This is a genomic window from Streptomyces sp. NPDC040545, from assembly GCF_055595065.1.
Genome location: NZ_JBVIWA010000001.1, coordinates 265470 through 290220, shown reverse-complemented (window position 1 = coordinate 290220; position 24751 = coordinate 265470). Strand labels below are relative to the sequence as shown.

Genomic DNA, 24751 nt, shown 5'->3' with positions numbered 1-24751 from the left:
ATGGACAAGGCTGACGAGGGGTACGGGGAGTGGGAGGAGCTGGTCGCCGCCGCGCTGCTGGGCACCGAGCGGCGCCGGGGCGAGGGCCCGGCGGGCTCACCGGAGGCGCTGCTGGACGCGGCGGCCGTCCACACCGTACGGCGCCGGGCCGGGCTGCGTCCGGCCGAGGCCGGGCCGCGCCCGGAGCCCGCGCCCCGGGACCCCCGGCCGGCGCCACCGGAGGCGGCCGGCCGCAGGCTCGCGCAGTTGCTGGCCGGCCGCAGCGGCCCGGTCAACGGCGGCGGGCGGCGCGGGACCGCCCCGGACCTCACGGAACTGCTGCCGCAGTGGCTGGCCGCCGCCGCGCGGCACGGCTACCGCTCTCCGGCCGCGCTCGTACCGGCGCTGCTGGACGCGGCCCGGGCCCGTACGGACCTGCGGCCGCAGGCCCTGGCCCTGGCCGGGACACGGGGGCTGTGGCTGGCGCGGATGAATCCGGACTGGCGCTTCGCCCTGCGCGGCGGTTCGGGCGGCGCCGGGGAACTGCCGGAGGTGACGGACCGGGCGGCGGTGGAACGGCTTTGGCAGGAGGGGCTGTTCGCGGAGCGGGTGGCCCTGCTCGGGGCCGTCCGGGCCCATGAGGCGGCGGCCGCGCCGCGGCTGCTGACGACGACCTGGGCCACCGAACGGGCCGAGGACCGGCTGATGTTCCTCGATTCGCTGAGGGTGGGGCTGTCGGCGGGGGACGAGCCCTTCCTGGAGGCGGCGCTGGGTGACCGCAGCCGCAATGTCCGTGCCACGGCCGCCGAACTGCTGTCGGCGCTGCCGACCTCGGCGCTGGCCGGGCGGATGGCCGAGCGCGCGCTGGCCTGCGTGGGCCCCGAGGGGGTGACTCCGCCGGCCGAGTGCGACGCGGGGATGCTCCGCGACGGGGTGGTCAAGCGGCCGCCCGCCGGGCGCGGGGAGCGGGCCTGGTGGCTCGGCCAGTTGGTGGAGGCGGCGCCGCTGTCGTGCTGGCGGGAGCGGTTCGGGGGGCTCGGACCGGCGGAGATAGTGGCGCTGCCGGTGGCCGCCGGCGACGGCTGGACGGAGGAGCTGCACGCGGCGTGGTGCCGGGCCGCCGTGCGCCAGCGCGACGCGCCGTGGTCGCGGGCGCTGCTCGGCCCGGCGTCCGCGCCGCCCGCGGCGGGTCCGGGCACGGCCTCGCTCGCGGAGCGGGCCAAGCTGCTGGAGACCCTTCCGCACGCGGAGCGGGCGGAGTGGGTCGCGGAGTTCATACGGGCCCACGGGCTGTCGGAGGCGTTCCAGCTGCTCGGGGTGTGCGTCGTGCCGTGGGCGGGAGCGCTGGGCCGGGCGGTCGTGGACGCGCTGGACACCGCCCGCGACGCGGGCAGCTACCCGTGGAGCTTCAGCGGAGTGATGGGCCTGGCGGAGCGCTGCCTCGATCCCGCGGAAGCGGGCCGGCTGGAGGCCCTGACCACGGCCGCGGAGGACCTCCCGGACGCGGCCCCTGGCGCAGCCGCGTACTGGGCCGAGGCCTTCCAGCGCCTCGTCTCGACCCTTCGCCTCCGCGCGGCGATGCTGTCCGAACTGGCCCCGGCCTAGCCGCTGCGAGGGGCTCGGCCGGGGTGATCCGAAGGCCGGGGCTCTCCGCCCCGAACCCGGTCGCCGGAGGCTACTGGCGGACGTGGGCGCGGACCCACTCCACGATGGCGGTCGTCGTCGCGCCCGGCGTGAAGATCTCGGCGACGCCCTTCTCCTTCAGAGGGGCGATGTCGTCCTCCGGGATGATGCCGCCGCCGAAGACCTTGATGTCCTCCGCGTCACGCTCCTTGAGGAGTTCCAGCACGCGCGCGAAGAGCGTGTTGTGGGCGCCGGAGAGGATCGAGAGGCCGATGGCGTCGGCGTCCTCCTGGATGGCGGTGTCCACGATCTGCTCGGGGGTCTGGTGGAGGCCGGTGTAGATGACCTCCATGCCCGCGTCCCGCAGCGCCCGCGCGATCACCTTGGCCCCGCGGTCGTGGCCGTCGAGACCCGGCTTGGCCACCACCACACGGATCGGACCGGTCACACCCATCGCACTGCCTCCCGAGTGAACGAACGTTAAGTACAGCATCGCGCACGCCACCGTTTCGCGGTCAACCACGAGGGGGAAATCACACGTGGGACGGCATTGCGCCACCGTGCCGACAGCCGCACGGCACGGTGGTGCGAGCGCCGCGGTCCCGCAGAGGCTCAGGGGAGGCCGTCGATGGGGCTGCTCATACCCATGTCCATGCCCTTGTCCGGCGCCGCGCTGCGGGCCGGCGCGCTCGAGATGGTGGTGTTCGGCGGACACCTCCTGCTGTATCCCACCGGAGTGTGCCAGGAGAAGGTCACCACCCGCGCTCCCGCGACACGCCCGCCGGTCCTCCTTCTCCACGGGTTCACCGACAACCGGTCCGTCTTCGTCCTGCTGCGCCGCGCCCTCGGGGCCGGAGGCCGGCACGTGGAGGCGTACAACTACTCGCCCTTCACCCTCGATCTGCGCGTCCCCGCCCGCCATCTCGCCCGGCGTGTCGAGGAGCTGTGCGAGCGCACCGGGCAGGAACGGGTGGATCTGGTCGGGCACAGCCTGGGCGGTCTGGTCGGCCGGTACTACGTGCAGCGGCTCGGCGGCGACACCCGGGTCCGGACCCTCGTCACCCTCGGCACCCCGCATTCCGGAACCCGGGTCGCCCCCTTCATGGACGCGCACCCGCTGATCCGGCAGATACGCCCGGACTCCGAGGTGCTGACCGAGCTCGCCGCGCCCGCGCCCGGCTGTGCCACCCGATGCGTGGCGTTCTGGAGCGAGTTCGACGCGATCATGACCCCGGTCGGGACCGCGCGGATCGAGCACCCGGATCTGTGTGTGGAAAATGTGCAGGTCACCGGCATCGGTCATCTCGCGCTGGCTGCCCATCCCGCCGTGATCGCGGCGGTCCGGCGCACGCTCGAAGGACCTGGTCTGGCAGCCGTCACAGCCTCAAACACCACCTCCGTCGCCTAGCCGACGAGCGTCCAGCAGTCGAACGAATTTCGAACTCAAGGCCAAGGGTCCGCATTTCGGCGACCGAAAGGCGGCCGAATGCCCGGTTCCGGAGATCTGGGGACCCGGCGAAGATTGTCGATGCGAGTAACCGCCGGGTACAGTCACGCCACTGCTCTCCTCCGGTGAACCTTGAGTTCCCGGCCACCCAGGCCCCCACTGCCGAGGCGAAAGAGAAGTTGGTGAACGACCGCCCCACGTCGGGCCAGTACCCGGATGCCGGGTACGACGGCCTCTCCACCACCGCTTTCGCTGGTGACTCGGCCTACGTTTCCTACGAAACGCAGGGCCAGGGGGTCAACTACGCCGCCTACGGCTCCTACGACACCGGCGCGTACGACTCCACCGCGTGGGCCTCGCAGGACAGTTACCTGTCCACGATCCCGACCCAGGCCGCCCCCGAGGAGACCACCGGGAGCTGGGACTCGAGCGCCTGGAACACGCCGAGCGCGGACCACTCCGGCTACGCGCAGTACCAGCAGCCCTCCTTCGGCTACGACACCTCCGGCGAGCAGACCGGGCACTGGGCGATGCCGGGCTACGGCACCACCGGCACCGAGACCGGCGCCTACGACGCCACCGCCTGGAACACCGTCGCCGAGACCCCGGCCCAGCCCGAGGCCGCCTACTCGTACGAGTACCAGCCCGAGCCCGAGCACGCGCCGCAGGAGTACACGTACCAGGCCACCTCCGTCGGCTACGCCTACGAGGCCACCCAGGCCGTCACCGTCGACGCCGGGCACCAGAGCGGATTCGAGACCGGGTTCGAGACCGGGACGGACACGTACACCGAGACCGCCGTCTTCGAGTCGCTCTCCGACGAAACGCCGCAGGTCCACGAGGCACCCGATCTTCCCCAGGTCCACGACCTCCCCACCCAGGCCATGCCCGTGACCTCGGCTCCGCGCTCCGCGCGCCGGGCCGCCGCCAAGGGCAACGGCAAGACCGGCACCGGTGCCAAGGCGACCGGGAGCACCGGCGCCGGCGGCAGCAGCCGTCGCCGCAACCCGGCGAAGCGTTCCGCCCTGCTGACCGTGGCCGTGCCCTCGGCCTGCGTGATGGGTGTCGCGGGCGTCGCGGCCGCCTCCGTCGGTGGCCTCACCGGCACGGACCGGCCCGCCGAGGAGCCCACCACGATGGCCGCGCCCGACCCGGCCTCGGTGAAACCGGTCGCGGCGAACACCAAGCTCGACACCCAACTGGTCGCGCTCAGCGCCGACGCGGGCGACTTCGCGGACCGCGCGAGCCGCACGCAGGAGCGCATCGACCTGCGCGAGCGCCAGGAAGAGGAAAAGAAGAAGAAGGCGGAGGAGGCCGCGGCCAAGGAGGCCGCCCGCCCCAAGTTCGCCATCCCCGTCGAGCAGCACGGCCTGAGCGCCAGCTTCGGCCAGGCCGGCGGCATGTGGATGTCGGTGCACACCGGCATCGACTTCCCGGTCTCCTACGGGACCCCGGTCATGTCGGCCACGGACGGCATCGTGCGCACGCAGTACAACAGCGCCTACGGGAACATGGCGATAGTGACCGCCCCCGACGGCACTGAGACCTGGTACTGCCACCTCAGCTCCACCAAGATCCGCGGTGGCAAGGTGAAGGCGGGCGACGTCATCGCCTACTCGGGCAACTCCGGCAACTCCACCGGCCCGCACCTCCACTTCGAGGTCCGGCCCGGCGGTGGATCCGCGATCGACCCCCTGCCCTGGCTCCGCAGCCACGGCCTGGACCCGACGTAACCGCCCGACGTAACCGTCCGACGTAACCGCCGGGAGCGTCCCCCGGCGTGACCGCCGCGCGGCCCGAAGGCCGCACGGCCGCCCGCCGTCCTACAGCTTCTGCACCGGCGCGTACCGCAGCAGCAGCCGCTTGGGCTTGTCGTCCCCGAAGTCGATGGTGGCCTGCGCGTCCGCGCCCGCTCCCTTGACCTCCATGACGGTGCCGAGCCCGAACTGGTCGTGCGTGACCCGGTCCCCGACCACCAGGGCGATGACCGGCTTGTCGGCGGCCCGCCGCGTCGCGAATCCGGACGGGCCCGACCTCGTGCGCGACGAGGACAGGAACGCCTCCGGCGAGGTCCCGAACGTCGCCTTGCCCGATCCGGACGACGACGACCCGTACCCCGAGCTCCGCATCGGACCGGCCGGCTTCTGCGTCGCGCCCGTCCGCTTCCACTGGAGGTACTCCGCCGGAATCTCCTCCAGGAACCGCGACGGCGGGTTGTACGAGGGAGTGCCCCACGCGCTGCGCATGCTGGAGCGGGTCAGGTACAGCCGCTCGCGCGCCCGCGTGATGCCGACGTACGCGAGGCGGCGCTCCTCCTCGAGCTCCTTGGTCTGGCCGAGCGCCCGCATGTGCGGGAAGACCCCGTCCTCCATGCCGGTCAGGAAGACCACCGGGAATTCGAGGCCCTTGGCGGTGTGCAGGGTCATCAGCGTGATGACGCCCGTGCCCTCGGTGTCCTCGTCCGGGATCTGGTCGGAGTCGGCGACGAGCGCGACCTGCTCCAGGAACTCGGCCAGGGTGCCGGACCCGGGAGCCGGGGCCCCGGTCTCCGCGGCCTCGGCCGCCGCCGCCTCCCGCGCCTGCTCGAACTCCAGCGCCACGGCCGCGAGCTCCTGCAGGTTCTCGATGCGCGTCTCGTCCTGCGGGTCGGTCGACGCCTGGAGTTCGGCGAGGTAGCCCGTCCGCTCCAGCACCGCTTCCAGCACCACCGCCGGGCCGGCGCCCGAGTCGACGATCGTGCGCAGTTCCTCCATCAGCACGTTGAACCGCTTCACCGCGTTGGTGGAACGCGCGGCCATGCCGAAGGCCTCGTCCACGCGGCGCAGCGCCTGCGGGAAGGTGATCTTCTCGCGCATCGCGAGGGCGTCGATCATCGCCTCGGCGCGTTCGCCGATGCCGCGCTTGGGCACGTTCAGGATGCGCCGCAGCGGGACGTTGTCCTCCGGGTTCGCCAGGACGCGCAGGTACGCGAGGACGTCGCGGACCTCCTTGCGCTCGTAGAAGCGGACGCCGCCGACGACCTTGTAGGGCAGTCCGACCCGGATGAAGATCTCCTCGAACACGCGGGACTGCGCGTTGGTCCGGTAGAAGATCGCGACGTCGCCCGCCTTGGCGTCGCCCGCGTCCGTCAGCCGGTCGATCTCGTCGGCGACGAACTGGGCCTCGTCGTGCTCGGTGTCCGCGACGTAGCCGGTGATGACGGCGCCGGTGCCGGCCTGGGTCCACAGGTTCTTGGCGCGGCGGTTCTCGTTGCGCTCGATGACCGCGTTGGCGGCGGAGAGGATCGTCTGCGTGGAGCGGTAGTTCTGCTCCAGCAGGATCGTCGTCGCGTCCTTGTAGTCCTCCTCGAACTGGAGGATGTTGCGGATGGTCGCGCCGCGGAAGGCGTAGATCGACTGGTCGGCGTCACCCACCACGCACAGCTCGGCCGGGGGCAGGTCCGGGTAGCCGGTGCCGACGAGCTCGCGCACCAGCGTGTACTGGGCGTGGTTGGTGTCCTGGTACTCGTCGACGAGGACGTGCCGGAAACGGCGCCGGTAGTGCTCGGCGACGTCCGGGAACGCCTGGAGCAGGTGGACCGTGGTCATGATGATGTCGTCGAAGTCGAGGGCGTTGGCCTCGCGCAGCCGCCCCTGGTACATCGCGTACGCCTGGGCCAGGGTCTTCTCGAAGCCGTCCACGGCCTGGTCGGCGAAGGCTTCCTCGTCGATCAGCTCGTTCTTCAGGTTCGAGATCTTGGCGTTGAAGGCCTTCGGCGGGAACTTCTTCGGGTCCAGGTCCAGGTCGCGGCAGACGAGTGCCATCAGGCGCTTCGAGTCGGCCGCGTCGTAGATCGAGAACGAGGAGGTGAAGCCGAGCCGCTTGGACTCGCGGCGCAGGATGCGCACGCACGCGCTGTGGAAGGTGGAGACCCACATGGCGTTCGCGCGCGGGCCGACCAGGCCCTCGACGCGCTCCTTCATCTCACCGGCGGCCTTGTTGGTGAAGGTGATCGCCAGGATCTGGCCGGGGTGGACGTTCCGCGCGGACAGCAGGTGTCCGATGCGGTGGGTCAGCACCCGGGTCTTGCCGGAGCCGGCCCCGGCCACGATGAGCAGCGGCGAGCCCGCGTGCACCACGGCCGCGCGCTGCTCCTCGTTGAGCCCGTCCAGGAGCGTCGCCGGGTCGATGACGGGCCTGGGGGCGCCGTCCCGGTAGTACGCGTCCCCGCTCATGGGTACGTCGAACCGCCCCCCGAAGAGATCGTCCGCGCCCGCTTCGGGGGCGGCGTGGTCCTCGGGCGGCGGCGGGACCTCGTCGGAGGGGGTGAGGTCCGCCAGGAAACTGTCGTCAAAGAGGCTGCTCATCGCATTCCGAGTCTAGGGGGCGGGACCGACAGGCCAGCACGAGTGCGAGGAGACCGGGGAACCGGAGCTCCAGGTCCTCGCGCCGCAGCGCGAGGAAGAGCTTGCGGCCCTCGGGGCGCTGGCAGATCACGCCGCTCTCGCGCAGCGTCTTGAGGTGGTGCGTGACGCTGGAGCGGGGCAGGTCGGGGACGACCTCGCCGCAGAACGCCTCCTCGCCGGAGGACAGCTTGCGGACGATCTCCAGCCGGACGGGGTGTCCGAGCGCCGCCAGGACCTCGACCAGCTCGATGCGGTCGGCGGCGGGGTGGGTCGGCTCGGCGGCGGCGGCAGGCATGACCCCACTGTACGCAGATCTCGTACGGACATTGCCAAACCGTTCGAAGATCTCGTACAGTCCAGGCATCCAACCGTACGAAATCTTCGAACGGTCAACGCCGCGAGGACGGACCCGCCATGCCCCAGCCCGCCACGGCCACGCTCGACACCGCCCCGCCCTCCGCCGCCCCGCTCGACGACGCCGCCCTGGCAGCCTCCCTCGACGGGGGCTTCACCAGCCACCACGCCGAGGTCAACGGCATCCGGCTGCACTACGTGGAGGGCGGCAGCGGCGAGCCGCTCGTCCTCCTCGGCGGCTGGCCGCAGACCTGGTGGCAGTGGCACAAGGTGCTGCCGGCCCTGGCCCGCCGGTACCGGGTGATCGCCGTCGACCTGCGCGGCATGGGCGGCTCCGCCAAGCCCGCCGACGGCTACGACAAGAAGACGATGGCCGCCGATGTCCACGCCCTCCTCGGGCACCTCTCGATCGGGTCGGCGCACTTCGCCGGGCACGACATCGGCGCGATGGTCGCCTACGCCCACGCCGCCAACCACCCGGAATCCACCCGCCGGCTCGCCCTCCTCGACGTCTCGCACCCCGAGGAGGCCTGGGCGCAGATGCCCCTGCTGCCCCGCTCAGGGCTCCGCCACCTGTGGTGGTTCGCCTTCAACCAGGTGCCGGGCCTGCCCGAGCAGCTCCTCGCCGGCCGCTACCGCGTGCTGCTGGACTGGCTGTTCGCGGCCATGACCGCCGACCCCGCCTCCATCGACGACCACTCCCGCGCGGTGTACGCCCGCGCGTACGACTCCCCGGACGCGATCCGGGCCGGCAACGCCTGGTACCAGGCCTTCCGCCAGGACATCGACGACCTCGCCGGCTACTCCCCCGTGACCACCCCGCTGCTCGCGCTCGGCGGCGAGCACAGCAACTACGAACGCCTGCTCGCCGCGGTCCCGGCGCTCGGCACCGACACCCGGGTCGTCCGCGTCGACGGCAGCGGCCACTACCTCCCGGAGGAGCGGCCGGAGGTCGTCACGGCCGAACTGACCCGCTTCTTCGGCTGACCGGGCCGCCTCGTACGCTCGTCGCCATGGACGTACTCATCGATGTCTTCGTCGGCCTGCACATCATCGGAATCGCCTCGCTCCTCGGCGGCTTCCTGACCCAGATGAAGGCGATGAGCGCGGGCACCGCCCGTTACACGCCCGCCATGCTGCACGGGGCGCTCACCATGCTCGTCACCGGCGTGCTCCTGGTCGGCTTCAACCAGATGGCCGGGGACCCCGTCAACAACGTCAAGGTCGGCGTGAAGCTCGCGATCCTCTTCGTGATCCTCTGCCTCGTCTACGTCAAGCGCGACGAGGAGCGCGTGGACAAGGGGCTGTTCGGCGCGGTCGGCGGGCTGACCGTGATCAACATCTTCATCGCCGTTCTCTGGCACTGACCCACATCGGAACGATCCGCTCCGGTCCTCGGCGGCCAGCTCCGGTCGTATCGGGCCACTTACGGTCATCTCGTCATCCGCCCGTTACCTCCGGGTCTAGCGTCCTCCTCCAAGCACCGACAGAGGAAGGACGTGAGGCCCTCGTGGCCAGTCATCGAAAGCCCAGGCAGCGCCCGCTCTCCGGCGGCCCGGTACGGACGACCGCCGCCACCCTCGCCCTCGCGGGCGCTGCCACCGCCACCGTCTTCGAAGGCACCTCCCAGGCCGACCCCCGGCCCACCCCCGCCCAGATCAAGTCGGAGGTGGACCGGCTCTACGAGGAGGCCGAGGCGGCGACCGAGCAGTACAACGGGGCGAAGGAAGAGGCGGACGCGGCCGAACGCGCGCTGAACGGACTGCGCGACGAGACGGCCCGCAAGACCGACCAGCTCAACACCGCCCGCAGCGCACTCGGAACGCTCGCCGCCTCCCAGTACCGCAGCGGGTCCCTGGGCACCGCCGTCCAGCTCGCGATGGCCTCCGACCCGCAGGAGTACCTCTCCCAGGCCGCCTTCATCGCCCGCGCCGGGGACCGCAACGCCGCCGGGGTCACCACCGTGCGCCGCCGGCTCGACGAGGTCGGCAAGCTCCGCGAGCAGGCCGCCGGGCGGCTCGCCGACCTGCGCTCCCGGCAGGACGAACTCGCCGGGCACAAGGCCGTGATCGAGGAGAAGCTCACCGCCGCCAAGAACCTGCTGGCCCGGCTCACCGCCGAGGAGCGGGCCGCCTACGAGGCCCAGTCGCCCGGCGGACCGGCCTCCGCACCCGCCGCGCCCGCCGGGACCACCGCGCCCAAGGGCAGCACGCCCCCGGCCCCGGCCGACGGTTCGCGCGCGGCCCGCGCCGTGGCCTTCGCGTACGGGGCGATCGGCAAGCCGTACGTCTGGGGCGCGACGGGGCCGGGGTCCTTCGACTGCTCCGGCCTGACCCAGGCGTCCTGGCGCTCGGCCGGGGTCTCCCTGCCCCGCACCACCTACACCCAGATCAACGCCGGGCGGCGCGTGTCCCGCGACCAGCTGGCCCCCGGCGACCTGGTGTTCTTCTACTCCGGGGTCACCCACGTCGGCCTCTACGTCGGCAACGGCCAGATGGTCCACGCCCCGCGCCCCGGGTCGACGGTCCGGCTGGCGCCGATCGACTCGATGCCCTGGGCCGGCGCCTCGCGCCCCGCGTAGTCCCCACAGCCCGGCGAGATCCGGAAGGGACGGCCTACGGGGCCTTGACCACGCCGCTCAGCCAGCCGAAGGTCTGCGGCAGCTGCTTGGACCACGATTCGAGGTTGTGCCCGCCGACGACCTTCTCCGCGTGCACCACGGTCGGGCTCTTGGCGATCGCCTTGAGGTCCGTGCCGGACAGGTAGCCGTCCTGCTCGGCCCCCGACATCCACAGCGACACCGCGGGCGGGGTGGGCGCGGCCTGGAGCCAGTTCTTCAGGTTGTGCGTCTTGCGCAGTTCGGGGTCCTTGGCGACCAGCGACGAGGGCTCCTGCCCCGGGTCGTTGTAGCCGGACAGGGAGACGGCCGCGCTGTAGCGGTCGGGATGGGCGATCGCGAGCTTGGCGGCGCAGTAGGCACCGGCCGAGTAGCCGGCCACACCCCAGGTGCGGGCCTCGTCCGAGGCCCGGAAGTTGTCGACGACCATCTTGCGGACGTCGACGCTGAACCAGCTGTCCGCGTTGACCTTGCCGGGGATGTTGGCGCAGCCGGTGTCGCCGTTGCCGAGGAGCATGGCGCGCGGCGAGACCAGGATGAACGGCTGCACCTTGCCGCTCTTCATCAGCGGCTCCAGCACCTCGTGCGCCTTGAGCCCCTGGAACCAGGACTTCCCCGTCCCCGGTATGCCCGGTATCAGCTCGACCACCGGGAACTTCTTGTCCTTGTAGGCCGGGTCGTCGTACTGCGGCGGCAGCCACACCATGACGTCGCCCTTGACTCCGGAGATCTTGCCGTCGAGCTCGGTCTTCCTGACCCGGCCGCCCAGCCCCTCCACCGGCTGGAACTCCTGCTTGACCTTCGGCGCCTCTTCGACCTTCTTGCCGCCGAGCCCGTCCGGGCCGAGGTCGGGGGCTGCCGTGACGTACTTGCCGGTGCCGAGCAGGTCGCTCCAGGAGGCATAGAAGTGCTCGGCCCGGTTGACCGCGACGAACACCACGGCGACGGCTGTGACCTGGGCGAACACCACCATCAGCGCGCGCAGGGCGGTGCGTACGGCGGCCGGGCCGCGCACTTTGCTCCACACGGCCAGCGGAAGGACGACGGCGATCACCGTCAGGGCGATCACCGCCGCGAAGAAAGGTGTACCGGTCAAGCTCATCACGTCAGCCTAGAGGGCGGCGTGCGCGCTCCCGGTTGCCAGGTCGGCCTGCGGTGTGGGTCACACCGCAGGCCGGACGCCTGCCCCGCCCCGGGCTCAGACCAGGCGGCGGGCCGTCGCCCAGCGGGTCAGTTCGTGCCGGTTGGAGAGCTGGAGCTTGCGCAGGACGGCCGAGACGTGCGACTCGACCGTCTTCACCGAGATGAAGAGCTGCTTGGCGATCTCCTTGTACGCGTACCCGCGCGCGATCAGCCGCAGCACCTCGCGCTCGCGCTGCGTGAGCCGGTCCAGGTCCTCGTCGACCGGCGGCGCGTCCGTCGAGGCGAACGCGTCGAGCACGAAGCCCGCCAGCCGCGGCGAGAACACCGCGTCCCCGTCCTGGACGCGGAAGACCGAGTCCACCAGGTCGGTGCCGGTGATGGTCTTGGTGACGTAGCCGCGCGCACCGCCCCGGATGACCCCGATGACGTCCTCGGCCGCGTCCGACACCGACAGCGCCAGGAACCGCACCGGGTTCTCGGCCGCCGCCATCAGCGGGGCGCAGCGCCGCAGCACCTCGACGCCGCCGCCGCCGGGCAGGTGCACGTCGAGCAGGACCACCTCGGGCCGGGTGGCGGTGATGACGGTGACGGCCTGGTCGACGTCGGCCGCCTCGCCGACGACCTCGACGCCCGTGCGTCCGGTCTCGCCGATCTCGGCCTGCACCCCCGTACGGAACATCCTGTGGTCGTCGACGAGCACCACCCGGACGCGCCTGGTCTCCCCCGCGCCTGCGTTCTCTCCGGCCTCGGTCATGCTGTGTTCGCCGCCCTCTCCATCTCCAGCTCGACTTCCGTGCCGCCGTCGGGCGCGGACCGCAGTCGTGCGGTCCCGCCGTTGCGCTGCATCCGGCCGATGATCGATTCTCGTACGCCCATGCGGTCGCCGGGTACCGCGTCGATGTCGAAGCCCGGCCCCCGGTCCCGTACGGACACGAATACCGTCTGCCCCTCCACCTCCGCGTACACCTGTACGGGCCCGCCGTCGCCACCGTACTTGGCGGCGTTGACCATCGCCTCGCGCGCGGCCTGGATCTGTGCCGCCAGCCGCTCGTCGAGCGGGCAGTCACCGACGACCACGACCTCGATCGGGACGCCGTGGTGGTCCTCCACCTCGGCGGCGGTCTTCTTCACGGCCTCCGCGAGGGTGGCCGGCTCCTCCGCCTCGTCCTTGCCGGTGCCCTCGGGCTTGTAGAGCCAGTTCCGCAGTTCGCGTTCCTGGGCCCGCGCGAGGCGGCGTACCTCGCCCTCGTCCTCCGCGTTGCGCTGGATCAGGGTGAGGGTGTGCAGCACCGAGTCGTGCACGTGTGCGGCGACCTCGGCGCGCTCCTGGGCGCGGATGCGCATCAGGCGTTCCTCGGACAGGTCCTGGGTCATCCGGATCAGCCAGGGTCCGGCGAGCAGGGCCACGCCGACGAGGACGGCGAGGGTGGCGGTGAGGACGTTGCCGAGCTGTGCGGCGGAGCCCCGTACGACGATGAAGACGGTCAGGCCCACCCCGACCAGGACGACGCCGGCGAGGGCCCGCGCGACCTGGAAGAGGCGTCCGTTCCGTTCGGCGGCCGTGGACCAGTGGGCGCGGCGGGCGTTGTCGGCCTGCCGCCAGACGAGCACGACCCCGGCCCCGACCAGCAGCGTCGGCCACACGTACCGGCCGGAGGCGCCGCCGAGCTGGACCTTGGAGATGAAGATGCCCGCGCCGATGAACAGGGCGATCAGCGCGGTGATCTGCCCCCGGTCGGGTTTGCGCAGCCGGCGGGTGCCGTCGGGGAGGGTCTCGAAGAAGGAGCGGTGTCCGGTCCGGCCGCCGACGCCGAGCGGTACGAAGACCCAGAACGCGGCGTACAGCAGCACGCCCAGCCCGTCGCCCCACATGAACAGCAGCAGGAAGGCGAGCCGGACCCAGCCCACGGGCAGCCCGAGGTGCCCGGCGAGACCGCGCGCGACACCGCCGAGCATCCGGCCGTCGGCGCTGCGGTAGAGCTTGCGCTGCGGGACCTCGTCGGCGTCTGGTGCGTGCGGGGTTCGGGGAGCGGCGGCTACGGGCATGTCACCAAGGGTCACACGCCCGGCGGGGGCCGGTCATCAGGGCATCCCCCCACATCTGCCCGGGGGATATCAGGGTTGCACCAGGGTAGGGCCGGATGCCACGCGCTCCGGCGGGCCGTCACCATGGACCCATGACCGAAGTACACGACGCCCCGCCGGCCGGGCCCGGGGCCCCGCGGGCCGCCGACGCCAGGCCGCCCCTGCGCCGCAGCAAGCGCGACAAGGTCCTCGCGGGCGTGTGCGGCGGCCTCGGCCGGTACTTCGACCTCGACCCGGTGGTCTTCCGCATCGTCCTCGGTGTCCTCGCGGTCACCGGCGGCGTCGGCCTGATCTTCTACGGCTTCGCGTGGCTGCTGCTCCCCCAGGAGGGCGAGGAGGACAGCGAGGCGAAGAAACTGCTGACCGGCCGGGTCGAGGGCGCCACCCTGGCGGCGGTGTTCGCCGCGCTGGTGGGCTGCGCGCTGTTCCTGTCGATGCTGGACAACGGCGGGCTGGCGGCCTTCTCGGTGCTGGTCGTCCTCGCGCTGGGCGGGGCCTCGTACTGGTCGCAGCGCAAGCGGCACACCTACCGGCCCGAGGCGCAGGCGGCGCCCGACCCGGCCGGCAGCGCCTCCCGCGCCGCGCACTCGCCGGCCCCGCCGGAGACGCAGGCGCCGCCCGCTCCCGGCGGCCCGTCCTGGTGGCGGGACCCGCTGGTCAAGGACGGTACGACCGGCCCGGTCGGCGGGACGGGATACCTGTGGGGGCCCGACGACTCGGCGGACCCGGTGGTGACCGGCCGCACCCCGGCGGCGGCCGCGAAGGCGCCCGCCGCCCCGGCCCGCCCGCGCGGCGGCATCGGCGGCCGGGTCTTCGTGCTGGCGCTGCTGGCCGGGATCGCGGGGACCGCCGCCACCTGGGAGGGCAACCCGCTCGGCGAGGCCCTGCAGACCGGGCTCGCCGCCGCTCTGGTCGTCTTCGGTCTGGGCCTCGCGGTCAGCTCCCTGCTGGGACGCACCGGCTTCGGCACGATCGTGCTGGCCGTGTTCACCGCGGGCCTGCTCGCGGGCGCGGCCGTACTGCCCCGGGAAATCGGCACGGACTGGCGGGAGGTCGAGTGGCGTCCGGCCGCAGTGGCCGACGTGAAGCCCGTGTACGAGGCGGGCACCGGGCTCGCCACGCTGGACCTGAGCCGCCTGGACGTGCCGAAGGGCACCACCGTGACCGTCGGGGCCTCCATCGACGCGGGCCGGCTCAAGGTGGTCCTGCCGCGGGAGGTCACCGCGCTGGCCGATGTCACCATCCGGCGGATGGGCGACGTACAGATGCCCGGGGACCGCGCGGACCGGATCGAGCGGGTCGGAGAGCAGAACCGTACGGAAACCCTCGCGCCGGCGGCCGGCACCGAGGCCGGCGGGACGATCGAACTGCACCTCGGTGCGGACTTCGGACAGGTGGAGGTGGCCCGTGCGGCGTCATGAGTTCCAGCCGGGACGGCTGATCGCGGGGCTGGCCCTGGTGGTGGCGGGCGTGCTCTACCTGCTCGAGACCACCGGCGAGGCGGACCTGCCCTGGTTCACGGTCATCCCGATCACCATGGGCGGCCTCACGCTCGCCGCGCTGGTCGGGCTGGTGACCTATGCCGTACGCCGGGACCGGCGCGACCGGATCACCGAGTCCAGCGACAGGTAGGGCGCCCCGGCGAGGATCAGCGGGGTCCACGCCATCAGGTAGATCAGGTCGTTGCCGTAGTAGTACGGGGTCACCGCCCACGACACCGTGAGCCAAAGGCTGAGCGCGATCAGCGCCCCGCCGATGGCCGCGATACGGGTCAGCAGGCCGGCCAGGGCCCCGAGGCCGACCAGGATCTCCCCGATGGCCAGGGCGACGGCGAAGCCGACGGGCGAGTTCAGCGACAGGTCCACGAGGGCGGGGATCGCGGAGGTGTCGCGCACCCCGCGCATCTGGTCGCCGATGGAGCCGTCGCCGGAGGCGGAGAGGAACGCCGGGTCGGTCAGTTTGTCGAGACCGGCGTACACGAAGGTCACGCCGAGGAAGAGCCGCAGGGGCAGCAGCGCGTGCCGGGAGGCCAGCTCGCGCAGGCCCACGACCTCGCGAGGGGCGTCGATTTCAAGAACATCGGTTCGGTTCACGGAACATGTGTACCCCCATCACTCGGCCACATCGATGGTGCAGCGGTTGGATTCCACCCCTGCGGCCGTGACCACCTGGATCTCGACGCGCCCGGGCTCCACCTCCGCCGGGACCGGCACGGTCAGCACGGCGTCGGAGGGGTTGGTGAATCCGCCCGCCACCGGGACCAGCGGCACGTGCACGTGCACCGCCCCGACGCGTACGACCAGACGGGCCAGCATCTCCGGCGTCTGCGCCCCCGGGGGTACGAAGCCCACGCCCCGGATCTCGATGTCGTCCCCGGGGCGGACGGCTGCGTCCAGATCCCCGGGCTCCCGTCTGCGCACCACCGACAGCACCAGCGGGCGGCTGCCCTCCGCGTACTTCGCCGCCAGGTACACCGCGGCCGACAGCGCCACCAGCAGGGCCAGCGCCCAGGGCAGCTGCGGCAGCCGGGCCGGGAAGCGCGCCAGGCAGGCCGCGGCGTAGCCGAGCACCACCGTCGAGACGAGCACGTACTGCGCGTCCGGGAAGCTCCCGCGGCCCGCGTCGTCCGTCAGCAGGTCCGCCCCGCGCGGCCGGTCGGCCGGCAGCTTCTGCAGCCGCTGGCCGGTGATCCGTACGGAGACCACCCGGCGCACGAGCACCGCCACGGCGGAGGTCAGCGAGACCACCGCCAGCAGCGGCAGCGCCCGGTCCAGCGCCAGGCCCGCGTACAGGGCCTGCCGCTCGGGTCCGGGCGCCGAGGCGGCCAGCCGCAGGGCGGGCAGCAGCGTGGCAAAGGCCGTCAGCACCACCCAGGCGCTGGGCACGGTCTTCGAGGTGGACAGCCGGTTGTCCTCGCCGACCAGCGGGGCCAGCAGCCCGCCGCGCACGGACTGGGCGCGGGCCGCGACCGTGAGCAGTCCGGCCAGCACCAGGGCCGCCAGCAGCCCGGCGGTGCGCGCCGTGGACCAGCCGGTGCCGAGCGCGGCCGCGACCTGCACCAGCAGCAGGACCCCGGCGGCGATCCAGACGGCGAGGACGGCCCGCCGTGAGAACACGTACAGCCAGGAGTTCCCGGCCTCCCGGCCCCGGTCGGCGACGGTACGGGCCGACAGGGTCAGCTCGTCGGAGACCCACTGGCGGGAGGCGCCGAGCGAGTGGGCCACGGCGGCCGGCACGCCCTGCCCGGAGGCGAACTCGTCGCGCTTCTCCAGGAACGCCGCGACCGCGCGCCGGTGGCCCTCGCGGGCGCACTCGTCGCAGGCGCAGGCGGTGGTATGGGTACCTCGGGACATCTCTTGGACAGCCACGACGTGCCGCCTCTCTGAACTACGGTGCAATGCCAGCGAATTGTGCACCACTGCGGCAGTGCTCCGGATTGCGCACGATGTCAGAGCAGGTGATTAACGGTTCATGATGTTGACGCCACCCGTTCCCTGAGCGGCTGGTAGCTCACCCAGGCGGCCAGATCGGACCCGAACCGCTGGCGCGTCAGGGCCGCGGTGCGGTGGTCGATGGGCACCGGCTTCCCGGCGGCCCGGGCGATCAGCTGCACCTGCGCGGCCCGTTCCGCCTCGATGAACCACCACACGGCGGCGTCCACCGAGTCCCCCACCGTCAGCAGTCCCCGGTTGCGCAGGATCAGCGCCTTGTACGGGCCGAGCGCGAGCGCGGTCCGCTCCGGTTCGCCGGCCCCGGAGTACTCGTCGAGGAGCGCGTGGTCCTCGAAGAAGGCACAAGCCTCCTCGGTGATCGGGGCCAGCAGCTCGCCCAGCGCCGCGAGGGCCCGGCCGTACGGGCCCTGCGCGCGGACGACGGAGACCACCTCGGGGCGCCGGCGGTGGACCGCCGCGTGCACGGCGAAGGCCAGCTGGTTGACCCGGCGCCCGCCCCGGACCACCCGTCCCTCCCCGTCGACCAGCAGCAGGTCGTCGGCGGTGAGCCCGGAGAAGGCCCGGCCGAACGGGTTCACCCAGTAGCAGTCCTCGAACTCCGGGTCCCGCGCGGTGATCTGCCCCGCCACCCCGTCCTCGTAGCCGAGGCGCCCCAGCAGCCGCAGCGCCTCGGCGAGCCGCTCCTTGCGGTGGGCGCGGGCCGCGTCGACGGTGTCGTGCACGGGCGGCATCTCGAAGCCGAGCCGCTCCACGGGCACGGGTACGGGCTGGTCCGGCATGGGCGCTCCTTCGAACGGCTCGGTTCGCCGCGCAAGGTACCCGGGGCCCTGCCAAGTGGCCAGAGAAACGGCGAAGCCGCCGCCCGCGGTGCGGGGCGGCGGCTTCACGGCGATCCGGGTGGGACCGGGTGGACCGGGGGGACTACTCCCACTCGATGGTGCCCGGGGGCTTGCTCGTGCAGTCGAGGACCACCCGGTTCACCTCCGGCACCTCGTTGGTGATGCGGGTCGAGATCCGGGCGAGCACTTCGTACGGCATGCGCGTCCAGTCCGCGGTCATCGCGTCCTCGGAGGAGACGGGGCGCAGCACGATCGGGTGGCCGTAGGTGCGGCCGTCGCCCTGGACGCCGACGCTGCGGACGTCCGCGAGCAGGACGACCGGGCACTGCCAGATCTCGCGGTCCAGGCCGGCCGCGGTCAGCTCGTGGCGGGCGATGGCGTCGGCCTCGCGGAGCAGGTCCAGGCGCTCCTTGGTGACCTCGCCGACGATGCGGATGCCGAGGCCGGGGCCCGGGAAGGGCTGGCGCTGGACGATCTCGTCGGGCAGGCCGAGTTCCTGGCCGACCATCCGGACCTCGTCCTTGAACAGCTGGCGCAGCGGCTCGACGAGCTCGAACTCGATGTCGTCGGGGAGCCCGCCCACGTTGTGGTGGGACTTGATGTTGGCGGTGCCGGTGCCGCCGCCGGACTCGACGACGTCCGGGTACAGGGTGCCCTGCACGAGGAAGGCGACCGCGGGGCCGTCCTCCTGGAGGATCTCCAGCTGGGCCTGCTCGAAGACGCGGATGAACTCGCGGCCGATGATCTTGCGCTTGGTCTCCGGGTCGGAGACGCCGGCCAGCGCGGTCAGGAAGCGCTCCTGCGCGTCGACGACCTTCAGCTGCACGCCGGTCGCGGCGACGAAGTCCTTCTCGACCTGCTCGGTCTCACCCTTGCGCATCAGGCCGTGGTCGACGTAGACGCAGGTCAGCTGCGAGCCGATGGCCTTCTGCACGAGGGCCGCGGCGACGGCGGAGTCGACGCCGCCGGAGAGGCCGCAGATGGCGCGCTTGTCGCCGACCTGCTCGCGGATCGCCGCGATCTGCTCCTCGACGATGTTGCCGGTGGTCCAGGTGGGGGCGAGGCCCGCGCCGCGGTAGAGGAAGTGCTCCAGGATCTGCTGGCCGTGCGTGGAGTGCATCACCTCGGGGTGGTACTGCACGCCGTACAGCTTCTTCTCGTCGTTCTCGAAGGCCGCGACCGGGACGACGTTCGTCGACGCGGTGACGGTGAAGCCCTCGGGGGCGGCGGAGCAGGCGTCGCCGTGGGACATCCACACCGACTGGTTCTCGGGGGTGCCCTCGAAGAGGGTGGAGCCGGCCTTGGAGACGGCCAGCGGGGTGCGGCCGTACTCGCGGGCGCCGGTGTTGTCGACCTGGCCACCGAGGGTGACCGCCATCAGCTGGAAGCCGTAGCACATGCCGAAGACGGGGACGCCGGCCTCGAAGAGGGCGCGGGCGTCGTCCAGGCGCGGGGCGCCCTCCTCGTACACGGACGACGGACCGCCGGAGAGGATGATCGCCTTGGGGTTCTTGGCCAGCATCTCGTCGACGGGCATCGAGCTCGGCACGATCTCGCTGTAGACCCGTGCTTCGCGGACGCGGCGGGCGATGAGCTGGGCGTACTGGGCGCCGAAGTCGACGACGAGAACCGTGTCCGGGGCGCTGTCGTGGGCGGCGGAGGGTGCTTCTGGCACGGGGCGGCCTTCCGGCGGAAGAGGTGGCTGTTTTGTCGATTCTAACGGGGGACGCAGCCCCCTCTTCGTCTCACCATCCGAATCCCGGCGCCTCCACTGCCCGGCGTGCCCGGCTGATCACCCGCTGTGCGTCCGCCCGGAAGGCGGCGGACGCACGAAGGGCCTGCCAGACCCGGAGGTGGGTGGCGACGCTGTCGGTGTCGTCCAGCCAGAGCTCCGCGTGCCAGGTCTCCACGACCACCTGCCGGTCGTCGTAGATCCAGAATCGGTGTCGAGGCCGATCACACCGTGCAGACGGTCGAGCTGGGCGCTGAGTACCGAGGGCGAACAGATCCGAGCATGGAGGACCGCTTCCCACAACAGGATTCGGTAGCGCTTTCCGGAGTCGTACAGCCCCTCCTGCCGCTTCATCCGGGAACGCACGGCTTCTTCGATGTCCCCGGGCGTCTGATGCAGCTCCGCGAAGCGGCTGAGGATCGCACGCGCGTAGTCAGGCCTCTGGAGCACTCCGACGACCCAGGACGATTCCCACGCGCGGAGCGCACGCGCGTCCGCCTGCGCCTGGTTGTGCACGTCCTGTACGGGCCGAAGTCCCCCGGCCAGCTGGCGGCGCCATGAGCGGACACGGGACTCCGGAGCAGCGCAGGACTGGGCACTGCGGCACACGGGGCGGACCGGCCATCACCTCTTCCGGCGCGTGTGTACGGACCACGCCCGCCTCCGAGCCGTCTCAGCATCCGAACGCGATTGGCCCAGAAGGGGACGGAAGGTAGTATCCGCGCCATGCGCAAGCAGCTGAGCTTCCTCTTTACCTATGGCACCGGTCGGTCCGGTCGCCATGGGTCCTCGTGATGCTCGCCTGAGCCACTGACTTCCCGCAAGCGCCCCGGTCCGACAGGACCGGGGCGCTTGCGCGTTTCCGCTCCTGTCGGCACCACACGATCCACAGGAGAGAACACCATGAGCGTCACCACCACCCCCGAGCAGCTGATCGCCGACTCGCGTACGCGCATCGACGCCCTCGACGACCGGATCATCGGTCTGATCCAGGAGCGGATGGCCGTCTCGACGGTCATCCAGGACGCCCGGATCGCGTCCGGCGGGCGCCGGGTGCACCTGTCGCGCGAGATGGAGGTGCTCTCCCACTGGAGCGATGCGCTCGGAAAGCCCGGCACCGCCCTCGCCATGACCCTGCTGGAGCTGTGCCGGGGGCGCGTGTGACGGCTGTTCGTCACCCGTCCGGACCGTGACCGGCCCCGGTGGCCTTCGTTGGTGAGGGTGTCCGCGTCAGCCAGCCGCGGAACCGCAACACCACGCGTGGATCCGCTGGAGCGATGAGACGCACGCCCCGTGGAGCGTGCATCGTGGGACCTCGCTCCTTCGCGTGACCGGACGGCAGGGGACAGCAGCCCGGTCATCCCGTAAAGGACGACCGGCCCAGGGGACGCCCAGGGCCGGTCGTTCTGCGTTGTCGCGCCTGCGTGGCGTACGCCGTTACGCGTGCCCGGCCGCCTTGCGGCGGAACGCCAGGAACAGCCCGGCGCCGACGGCCAGGAGCACCGCGCCACCGAGCGCGATCGCCTGGGCGGAGCTGCCGGTGGAGGCGAGGCCGCCGCCGTTGGTCGTGACACCCGTACCGGTGGCCGAGGTGCTCGGCGACGCGGTCGTGGTGGCCGTCGCGGAGCCGGTCGGGGCCGGCGAGGCCGTGGTGGTGCCGCTCGGGGTCGGGTTCGGGGTCGGTCCGGTGCCCTTCGCGTTGATCACGAGGGCCGCCGTGTCGTTGCTGTGGTTCGGGTCCCAGCGCTGGCCCGTGGTGCCCTGCGGCGTCTCCCGGCCGACCGTGACCGAGCCCTTGGCGTCCGCCACGACCGACTCGATCTTCAGCTGGAACGGGTAGGCGAACGTCTCCTTCTCTCCCACGACATGGCCGGTGGAGCAGAAGTAGCGCGGCGCGCCCAGGGTCTGGTCGCGGTGGGTGCCGTCGGCGTTGACGCCCGTGCAGCCGGCCGGGACCTTGGTGACCTTCGCGCCCGCCGGGATCACGATGTCGGTCCGGGCGATGTGGTCACCGTGGCGCAGGTCGGCGACCCACGCGGGGCCGTCGTTGCGGAAGCCGAAGTCGGCGGCGACCGTCTCGCCGGCCTTGCCCGTGAGGGACACGCCCGTGGCGACCAGGTCGGCGGTGTTCCTCGTCGCGAAGTCGAACTCCTGGATGTTGTTCCAGGGGTCGAGGTCCGCCGCCTGCTGGGCGGACCGGGCCGCGGCCTTGGGGGCCTGCTTCGCCGCGGCCAGCTTGTTGCGGGCGGCCGCGGGCGCGCGGTTCTTCGCCGCCTTCGGCTGGTCGCCGGCCGCGTACACCGCGTAGGTCAGGCCGTCGGTGAAGGCGTGCGGGGCGGCCTTGAGGGTGAGGGGGCCGTCGACGCCGTAGACCGCGCCCGGCTCGTACTCGCCTTCCAGCAGGCACTGCACCGTGGTCCAGCCCGTGTTCCACGGCTGGTTCGCGCTGGTGTCGTCGGAGTAGGAGCAGTTGTCGTACTGCTCGACCAGGTCGATGCCGTGCGTGGTGCGCATCTCGAGCACGACGCCGTTGACGGGGTCGGTGCCCTCGTTGGCGAAGATGATCGACAGGTTCTGCTTGTCGCCCGGCTTCTGCTCCGCCTTCAGGCGGGCCCGCTCCAGCACCAGGTCGGGGCCGCCGACGCGCACCTTGGTGGTGGCGGACTTGAAGGTGGCGCCTTCCGCCGCGCCGGTGAGCGTCAGGTCGGCGGTCGCGCCGACCTTGCTGTCCTTGGTCGCGCTGAGGTCCAGGTTCACGACGGTGGTTTCGCCCGTCCACAGCGCCCAGCGCTTGCAGGTCACGGCCGCGGCCGTGACCTTGCAGTCCGCGCCCCGGTCCTTGGCGAGCGTCACGTCGGCGATGCCCTTGAGGCCGCTCAGGTCGATCGTGAAGGTGCTCGGGCGGTCGAACGTCTTGGTGGAGTCGTTGACGATCCGGAACTCCACCGAGGTCTTCTGCGGCTCACCGCTCTGCCCGGGGTGCGGGCGCAGACCGATCCCGGCCGGTCCGGCCAGGGTGAAGACGGGGTCCGCGGCGTGTGCGGGAGTGGTGGCGAGCCCCAGGGCCACGAGGGCGCCGGCGGCCAGCAACGAGATGCGCTTTCTCATGCAGCCGTTGACCGTCGAACATCAGTCGCAGTTGCACACTTCACCGTGTGATCGACACCACAGCCCGGCACCGGAGATTCCGGTACAACCATCAAGGCTGAACATCTGTCACGTATGTACCGCGGTGGGTACCGCGCTCGGAGGGGGAGCGCGGTACCCACCGCTGTCACACGACAGGTTCCGGATAGCTCAGGAACGGCGCGGCGGAATCTCCGGGACCCCGAAGAACGGCAGCCGCAGCGCGCCGAAGGCCTCCTTGGGGACCGCCGGACGGACCGGCTCCACCGCGTCCAGGCGGACGTACGCGGCACCCTGCTCGGGCCGCGGGTCCCGCTCGCCCATGTTCGGCCAGTACGACATCGCCCGTTCCGCTTGCGCGGTGATCGTAAGCGACGGGTTCACCCCGAGGTTCGCGGAGACGGCCGAGCCGTCCACCACCGAGATGCCCGGGTGCCCGTAGAGCCGGTGGTAGGGGTCCACCACGCCCTCTTCCGGCGAGGCGCCGATCGGGCAGCCGCCCAGGAAGTGCGCGGTCAGCGGGGTCCCCATCAGCTCGCCGATGTTGCTGCCCGGGAAGCCGTTGATCTCCTCGGCCAGCAGGGTCGCGGCCTGCGTGGCCTCCGCGATCTGGACCGGGTTCGGGGCGCCGTGCCCCTGGCGGGCCGTGAGCAGGCCCTTGCCGATCCCGCCGGGCTTGCGGTACGTGGTCAGCGAGTTGTCCAGCGACTGCATGACCAGGCCGATGATGGTCCGCTCCGACCAGCGCCGGTTGGACAGCGAACGTGCCAGCTGCACCGGGTGCCGCACGGTCCTGCCGAGCCAGGCACGGACCCGGTGCTTGCTGTGGGGCACCTGGAGGACGGTCATGAACCCCATGGCGTTGGAGCCCCTGCCGTAGCGGACGGGCTCGATGTGGGTGTCGGCGTTGGGGTGCACGGAGGAGGTGATCGCCACGCCCCGGGTGAAGTCGGCCCGGCGGTCGCCTCCGTGCCGCTTGCGGTAGCGGCGATCGTCGGTCTGCGCGCCGACCAGGCCCTCGGAGTTGGTCCGGGTCAGCTCCCCGAGCCGGTGCGAGAGGCGCGGGAGCTCGCCGCGGTCCTTCATCGTGTGCAGCAGGGTCTGCGTGCCGTACGTGCCCGCCGCGACGACGACGTACCGGGCGCGCAGGACCTTCGCCCGGCCCCGCCGGCGGCCGTCGGTGGGGACCGTGCGGACGCGGTAGCCGCCCTCGGGGTGGTCGGAGAGCGCGGTGACGGTGGTCATCGGGTGGATGACGGCGCCGGCGCGCTCGGCGAGGTGCAGGTAGTTCTCGTTCAGCGTGTTCTTCGCGCCGTGCCGGCAGCCGGTCATGCACTCGCCGCATTCCGTGCACGCCTTGCGGGCGGGGCCGGCGCCGCCGAAGTACGGGTCGGGGACCTCGTCCCCGGGCCGGACCTTGGGCTGCGCCTCGCCGTCGGCGCCGTCGCCGAAGAAGACGCCGACCGGGGCCATGTGGAAGGAGTCCCCGACGCCCATCTTCTCGGCGGCCGCCTTGAGGTGGACGTCGGAGGGGGTCATGGTCGGGTTGAGGCGCACGCCGAGCATCCGCTTGGCCTGCTCGTAGTAGGGGGTGAGCTCGCCCCGCCAGTCGGTGATGGAGGCCCACTGCCGGTCCTCGAAGAAGGCGGCGGGCGGCACGTACAGCGTGTTCGCGTAGTTGAGCGAGCCGCCGCCCACGCCGGCGCCCGCGAGCACCATCACGTTGCCGAGCAGGTGGATCCGCTGGATCCCGTAGAGCCCGAGGGCCGGGGCCCACAGGTAGTTGCGCAGGTCCCAGCTGTTCTTCGGCAGGCTCTCGCGGGTGAAGCGGCGTCCCGCTTCCAGGACGCCGACCCGGTAGCCCTTCTCGGTCAGGCGCAGCGCCGAGACCGATCCGCCGAAGCCCGATCCGATGACGATGACGTCGTAGTCGTAGGAATCAGATGCAGACTCAGACACGGTGCTGCCC

Annotated in this window: 22 protein-coding genes and 1 pseudogene; 10 read left to right on the top strand and 13 right to left on the bottom strand. The window is 72.1% G+C overall.

The window, feature by feature from the left end:
• Entirely contained in the window at positions 1-1584 is a 1584-nt protein-coding gene (locus tag ACZ573_RS01440) for a DUF5691 domain-containing protein (protein WP_471297604.1), read from the top strand.
• Between the two features lie 70 nt (positions 1585-1654).
• Here the strand turns inward: ACZ573_RS01440 and ACZ573_RS01435 are convergent, their stop codons facing one another.
• Positions 1655-2056, bottom strand: coding sequence for a cobalamin B12-binding domain-containing protein (locus ACZ573_RS01435; protein ID WP_030012651.1), 402 nt, complete (start codon positions 2054-2056; stop codon positions 1655-1657).
• A gap of 174 nt (positions 2057-2230) precedes the next feature.
• Here ACZ573_RS01435 and ACZ573_RS01430 point away from each other — a divergent pair, with 174 nt between their 5' ends.
• Positions 2231-3010, top strand: a complete 780-nt coding sequence (locus ACZ573_RS01430) for an esterase/lipase family protein (RefSeq protein ID WP_471297601.1) — start codon at positions 2231-2233, stop codon at positions 3008-3010.
• A gap of 221 nt (positions 3011-3231) precedes the next feature.
• On the top strand, positions 3232-4782 hold the full coding sequence (locus ACZ573_RS01425) for a M23 family metallopeptidase (protein ID WP_471297600.1): 1551 nt from the start codon (positions 3232-3234) through the stop codon (positions 4780-4782).
• A gap of 90 nt (positions 4783-4872) precedes the next feature.
• Here ACZ573_RS01425 and pcrA read toward each other — a convergent pair whose 3' ends face one another.
• Positions 4873-7395: a DNA helicase PcrA gene (pcrA, locus tag ACZ573_RS01420; RefSeq protein WP_468117467.1), complete on the bottom strand. Its 2523-nt coding sequence runs from the start codon at positions 7393-7395 to the stop codon at positions 4873-4875.
• Entirely contained in the window at positions 7379-7729 is a 351-nt protein-coding gene (locus ACZ573_RS01415) for an ArsR/SmtB family transcription factor (RefSeq protein ID WP_471297597.1), read from the bottom strand. Before ACZ573_RS01415 ends, pcrA begins: the two co-directional genes overlap by 17 nt.
• Before the next feature lie 119 nt (positions 7730-7848).
• Here ACZ573_RS01415 and ACZ573_RS01410 point away from each other — a divergent pair, with 119 nt between their 5' ends.
• The 3 genes from ACZ573_RS01410 to ACZ573_RS01400 all read left to right on the top strand — a co-directional run bounded on the left by ACZ573_RS01410 (position 7849) and on the right by ACZ573_RS01400 (position 10369).
• The gene (locus ACZ573_RS01410; RefSeq protein WP_471297596.1) at positions 7849-8775 is read left to right on the top strand and encodes an alpha/beta fold hydrolase; all 927 of its coding nucleotides are present in this window, start codon (positions 7849-7851) and stop codon (positions 8773-8775) included.
• 26 nt (positions 8776-8801) lie between these two features.
• The gene (locus tag ACZ573_RS01405) at positions 8802-9155 is read left to right on the top strand and encodes a hypothetical protein (RefSeq protein WP_471297594.1); all 354 of its coding nucleotides are present in this window, start codon (positions 8802-8804) and stop codon (positions 9153-9155) included.
• A gap of 143 nt (positions 9156-9298) precedes the next feature.
• Positions 9299-10369 (top strand): C40 family peptidase, encoded by a 1071-nt coding sequence (locus ACZ573_RS01400; RefSeq protein WP_471297592.1) that lies wholly within the window; start codon positions 9299-9301, stop codon positions 10367-10369.
• A gap of 34 nt (positions 10370-10403) precedes the next feature.
• On the opposite strand, the gene ACZ573_RS01395 is transcribed toward ACZ573_RS01400, so the two are convergent.
• The 3 genes from ACZ573_RS01395 to ACZ573_RS01385 form a co-directional block, all read right to left on the bottom strand.
• Positions 10404-11507: an alpha/beta hydrolase gene (locus ACZ573_RS01395; RefSeq protein WP_471297590.1), complete on the bottom strand. Its 1104-nt coding sequence runs from the start codon at positions 11505-11507 to the stop codon at positions 10404-10406.
• A gap of 96 nt (positions 11508-11603) precedes the next feature.
• Positions 11604-12302, bottom strand: a complete 699-nt coding sequence (locus ACZ573_RS01390) for a LuxR C-terminal-related transcriptional regulator (RefSeq protein ID WP_301367111.1) — start codon at positions 12300-12302, stop codon at positions 11604-11606.
• On the bottom strand, positions 12299-13594 hold the full coding sequence (locus ACZ573_RS01385; RefSeq protein WP_471297588.1) for a PspC domain-containing protein: 1296 nt from the start codon (positions 13592-13594) through the stop codon (positions 12299-12301). Before ACZ573_RS01385 ends, ACZ573_RS01390 begins: the two co-directional genes overlap by 4 nt.
• A gap of 131 nt (positions 13595-13725) precedes the next feature.
• Here ACZ573_RS01385 and ACZ573_RS01380 point away from each other — a divergent pair, with 131 nt between their 5' ends.
• Both ACZ573_RS01380 and ACZ573_RS01375 read left to right on the top strand, forming a co-directional pair.
• On the top strand, positions 13726-15054 hold the full coding sequence (locus ACZ573_RS01380) for a PspC domain-containing protein (protein WP_471297586.1): 1329 nt from the start codon (positions 13726-13728) through the stop codon (positions 15052-15054).
• Positions 15041-15265 (top strand): hypothetical protein, encoded by a 225-nt coding sequence (locus ACZ573_RS01375; RefSeq protein WP_471297584.1) that lies wholly within the window; start codon positions 15041-15043, stop codon positions 15263-15265. The genes ACZ573_RS01380 and ACZ573_RS01375 overlap by 14 nt, the downstream gene beginning before the upstream one ends.
• Here the strand turns inward: ACZ573_RS01375 and ACZ573_RS01370 are convergent.
• The 5 genes and pseudogenes from ACZ573_RS01370 to ACZ573_RS01350 all read right to left on the bottom strand — a co-directional run.
• Complete coding sequence (locus tag ACZ573_RS01370; RefSeq protein WP_471297582.1) at positions 15211-15726, bottom strand: TQO small subunit DoxD; 516 nt, start codon at positions 15724-15726, stop codon at positions 15211-15213. The genes ACZ573_RS01375 and ACZ573_RS01370 overlap by 55 nt on opposite strands.
• Before the next feature lie 18 nt (positions 15727-15744).
• Positions 15745-17001, bottom strand: a complete 1257-nt coding sequence (locus ACZ573_RS01365; protein WP_471297580.1) for a hypothetical protein — start codon at positions 16999-17001, stop codon at positions 15745-15747.
• Between the two features lie 101 nt (positions 17002-17102).
• Positions 17103-17864 carry a class II aldolase/adducin family protein gene (locus ACZ573_RS01360; RefSeq protein WP_471297578.1) on the bottom strand — a complete coding sequence of 254 codons (762 nt, stop codon included), beginning with the start codon at positions 17862-17864 and terminating at the stop codon, positions 17103-17105.
• Between the two features lie 142 nt (positions 17865-18006).
• A complete protein-coding gene (gene guaA / locus ACZ573_RS01355; RefSeq protein WP_301367118.1) occupies positions 18007-19599 on the bottom strand; it encodes a glutamine-hydrolyzing GMP synthase in 1593 nt (530 codons plus the stop codon).
• A 70-nt stretch (positions 19600-19669) separates the two neighbouring features.
• A pseudogene (locus ACZ573_RS01350) lies at positions 19670-20232 on the bottom strand (Scr1 family TA system antitoxin-like transcriptional regulator); the annotation flags it as partial.
• Between ACZ573_RS01350 and ACZ573_RS01345 the strand changes: the two are divergent.
• Positions 20165-20398 carry a DUF7848 domain-containing protein gene (locus ACZ573_RS01345; protein WP_471297576.1) on the top strand — a complete coding sequence of 78 codons (234 nt, stop codon included), beginning with the start codon at positions 20165-20167 and terminating at the stop codon, positions 20396-20398. The pseudogene ACZ573_RS01350 and the gene ACZ573_RS01345 sit on opposite strands and share 68 nt — an antisense overlap.
• Before the next feature lie 110 nt (positions 20399-20508).
• A complete protein-coding gene (locus ACZ573_RS01340; protein ID WP_301367119.1) occupies positions 20509-20820 on the top strand; it encodes a chorismate mutase in 312 nt (103 codons plus the stop codon).
• Between the two features lie 273 nt (positions 20821-21093).
• On the opposite strand, the gene ACZ573_RS01335 is transcribed toward ACZ573_RS01340, so the two are convergent.
• The gene (locus ACZ573_RS01335; RefSeq protein ID WP_471297573.1) at positions 21094-22764 is read right to left on the bottom strand and encodes an LPXTG cell wall anchor domain-containing protein; all 1671 of its coding nucleotides are present in this window, start codon (positions 22762-22764) and stop codon (positions 21094-21096) included.
• Positions 22765-22953: 189 nt separating this feature from the next.
• Entirely contained in the window at positions 22954-24741 is a 1788-nt protein-coding gene (locus ACZ573_RS01330) for a GMC oxidoreductase (protein WP_471297571.1), read from the bottom strand.
• Positions 24742-24751 lie beyond the last annotated feature (10 nt).

Bases quoted from the DNA above. Each gene is read 5' to 3' on its own strand.
- ACZ573_RS01385 (WP_471297588.1), bottom strand. From the start codon at position 13,594: ATGCCCGTAGCCGCCGCTCCCCGAACCCCGCACGCACCAGACGCCGAC.
- ACZ573_RS01360 (WP_471297578.1), bottom strand. From the start codon at position 17,864: ATGCCGGACCAGCCCGTACCCGTGCCCGTGGAGCGGCTCGGCTTCGAG.
- ACZ573_RS01380 (WP_471297586.1), top strand. From the start codon at position 13,726: ATGACCGAAGTACACGACGCCCCGCCGGCCGGGCCCGGGGCCCCGCGG.
- ACZ573_RS01390 (WP_301367111.1), bottom strand. From the start codon at position 12,302: ATGACCGAGGCCGGAGAGAACGCAGGCGCGGGGGAGACCAGGCGCGTC.
- ACZ573_RS01335 (WP_471297573.1), bottom strand. From the start codon at position 22,764: ATGAGAAAGCGCATCTCGTTGCTGGCCGCCGGCGCCCTCGTGGCCCTG.
- ACZ573_RS01435 (WP_030012651.1), bottom strand. From the start codon at position 2,056: ATGGGTGTGACCGGTCCGATCCGTGTGGTGGTGGCCAAGCCGGGTCTC.
- ACZ573_RS01395 (WP_471297590.1), bottom strand. From the start codon at position 11,507: ATGAGCTTGACCGGTACACCTTTCTTCGCGGCGGTGATCGCCCTGACG.
- ACZ573_RS01430 (WP_471297601.1), top strand. From the start codon at position 2,231: ATGGGGCTGCTCATACCCATGTCCATGCCCTTGTCCGGCGCCGCGCTG.
- ACZ573_RS01440 (WP_471297604.1), top strand. From the start codon at position 1: ATGGACAAGGCTGACGAGGGGTACGGGGAGTGGGAGGAGCTGGTCGCC.
- ACZ573_RS01415 (WP_471297597.1), bottom strand. From the start codon at position 7,729: ATGCCTGCCGCCGCCGCCGAGCCGACCCACCCCGCCGCCGACCGCATC.
- pcrA (WP_468117467.1), bottom strand. From the start codon at position 7,395: ATGAGCAGCCTCTTTGACGACAGTTTCCTGGCGGACCTCACCCCCTCC.
- ACZ573_RS01410 (WP_471297596.1), top strand. From the start codon at position 7,849: ATGCCCCAGCCCGCCACGGCCACGCTCGACACCGCCCCGCCCTCCGCC.
- ACZ573_RS01405 (WP_471297594.1), top strand. From the start codon at position 8,802: ATGGACGTACTCATCGATGTCTTCGTCGGCCTGCACATCATCGGAATC.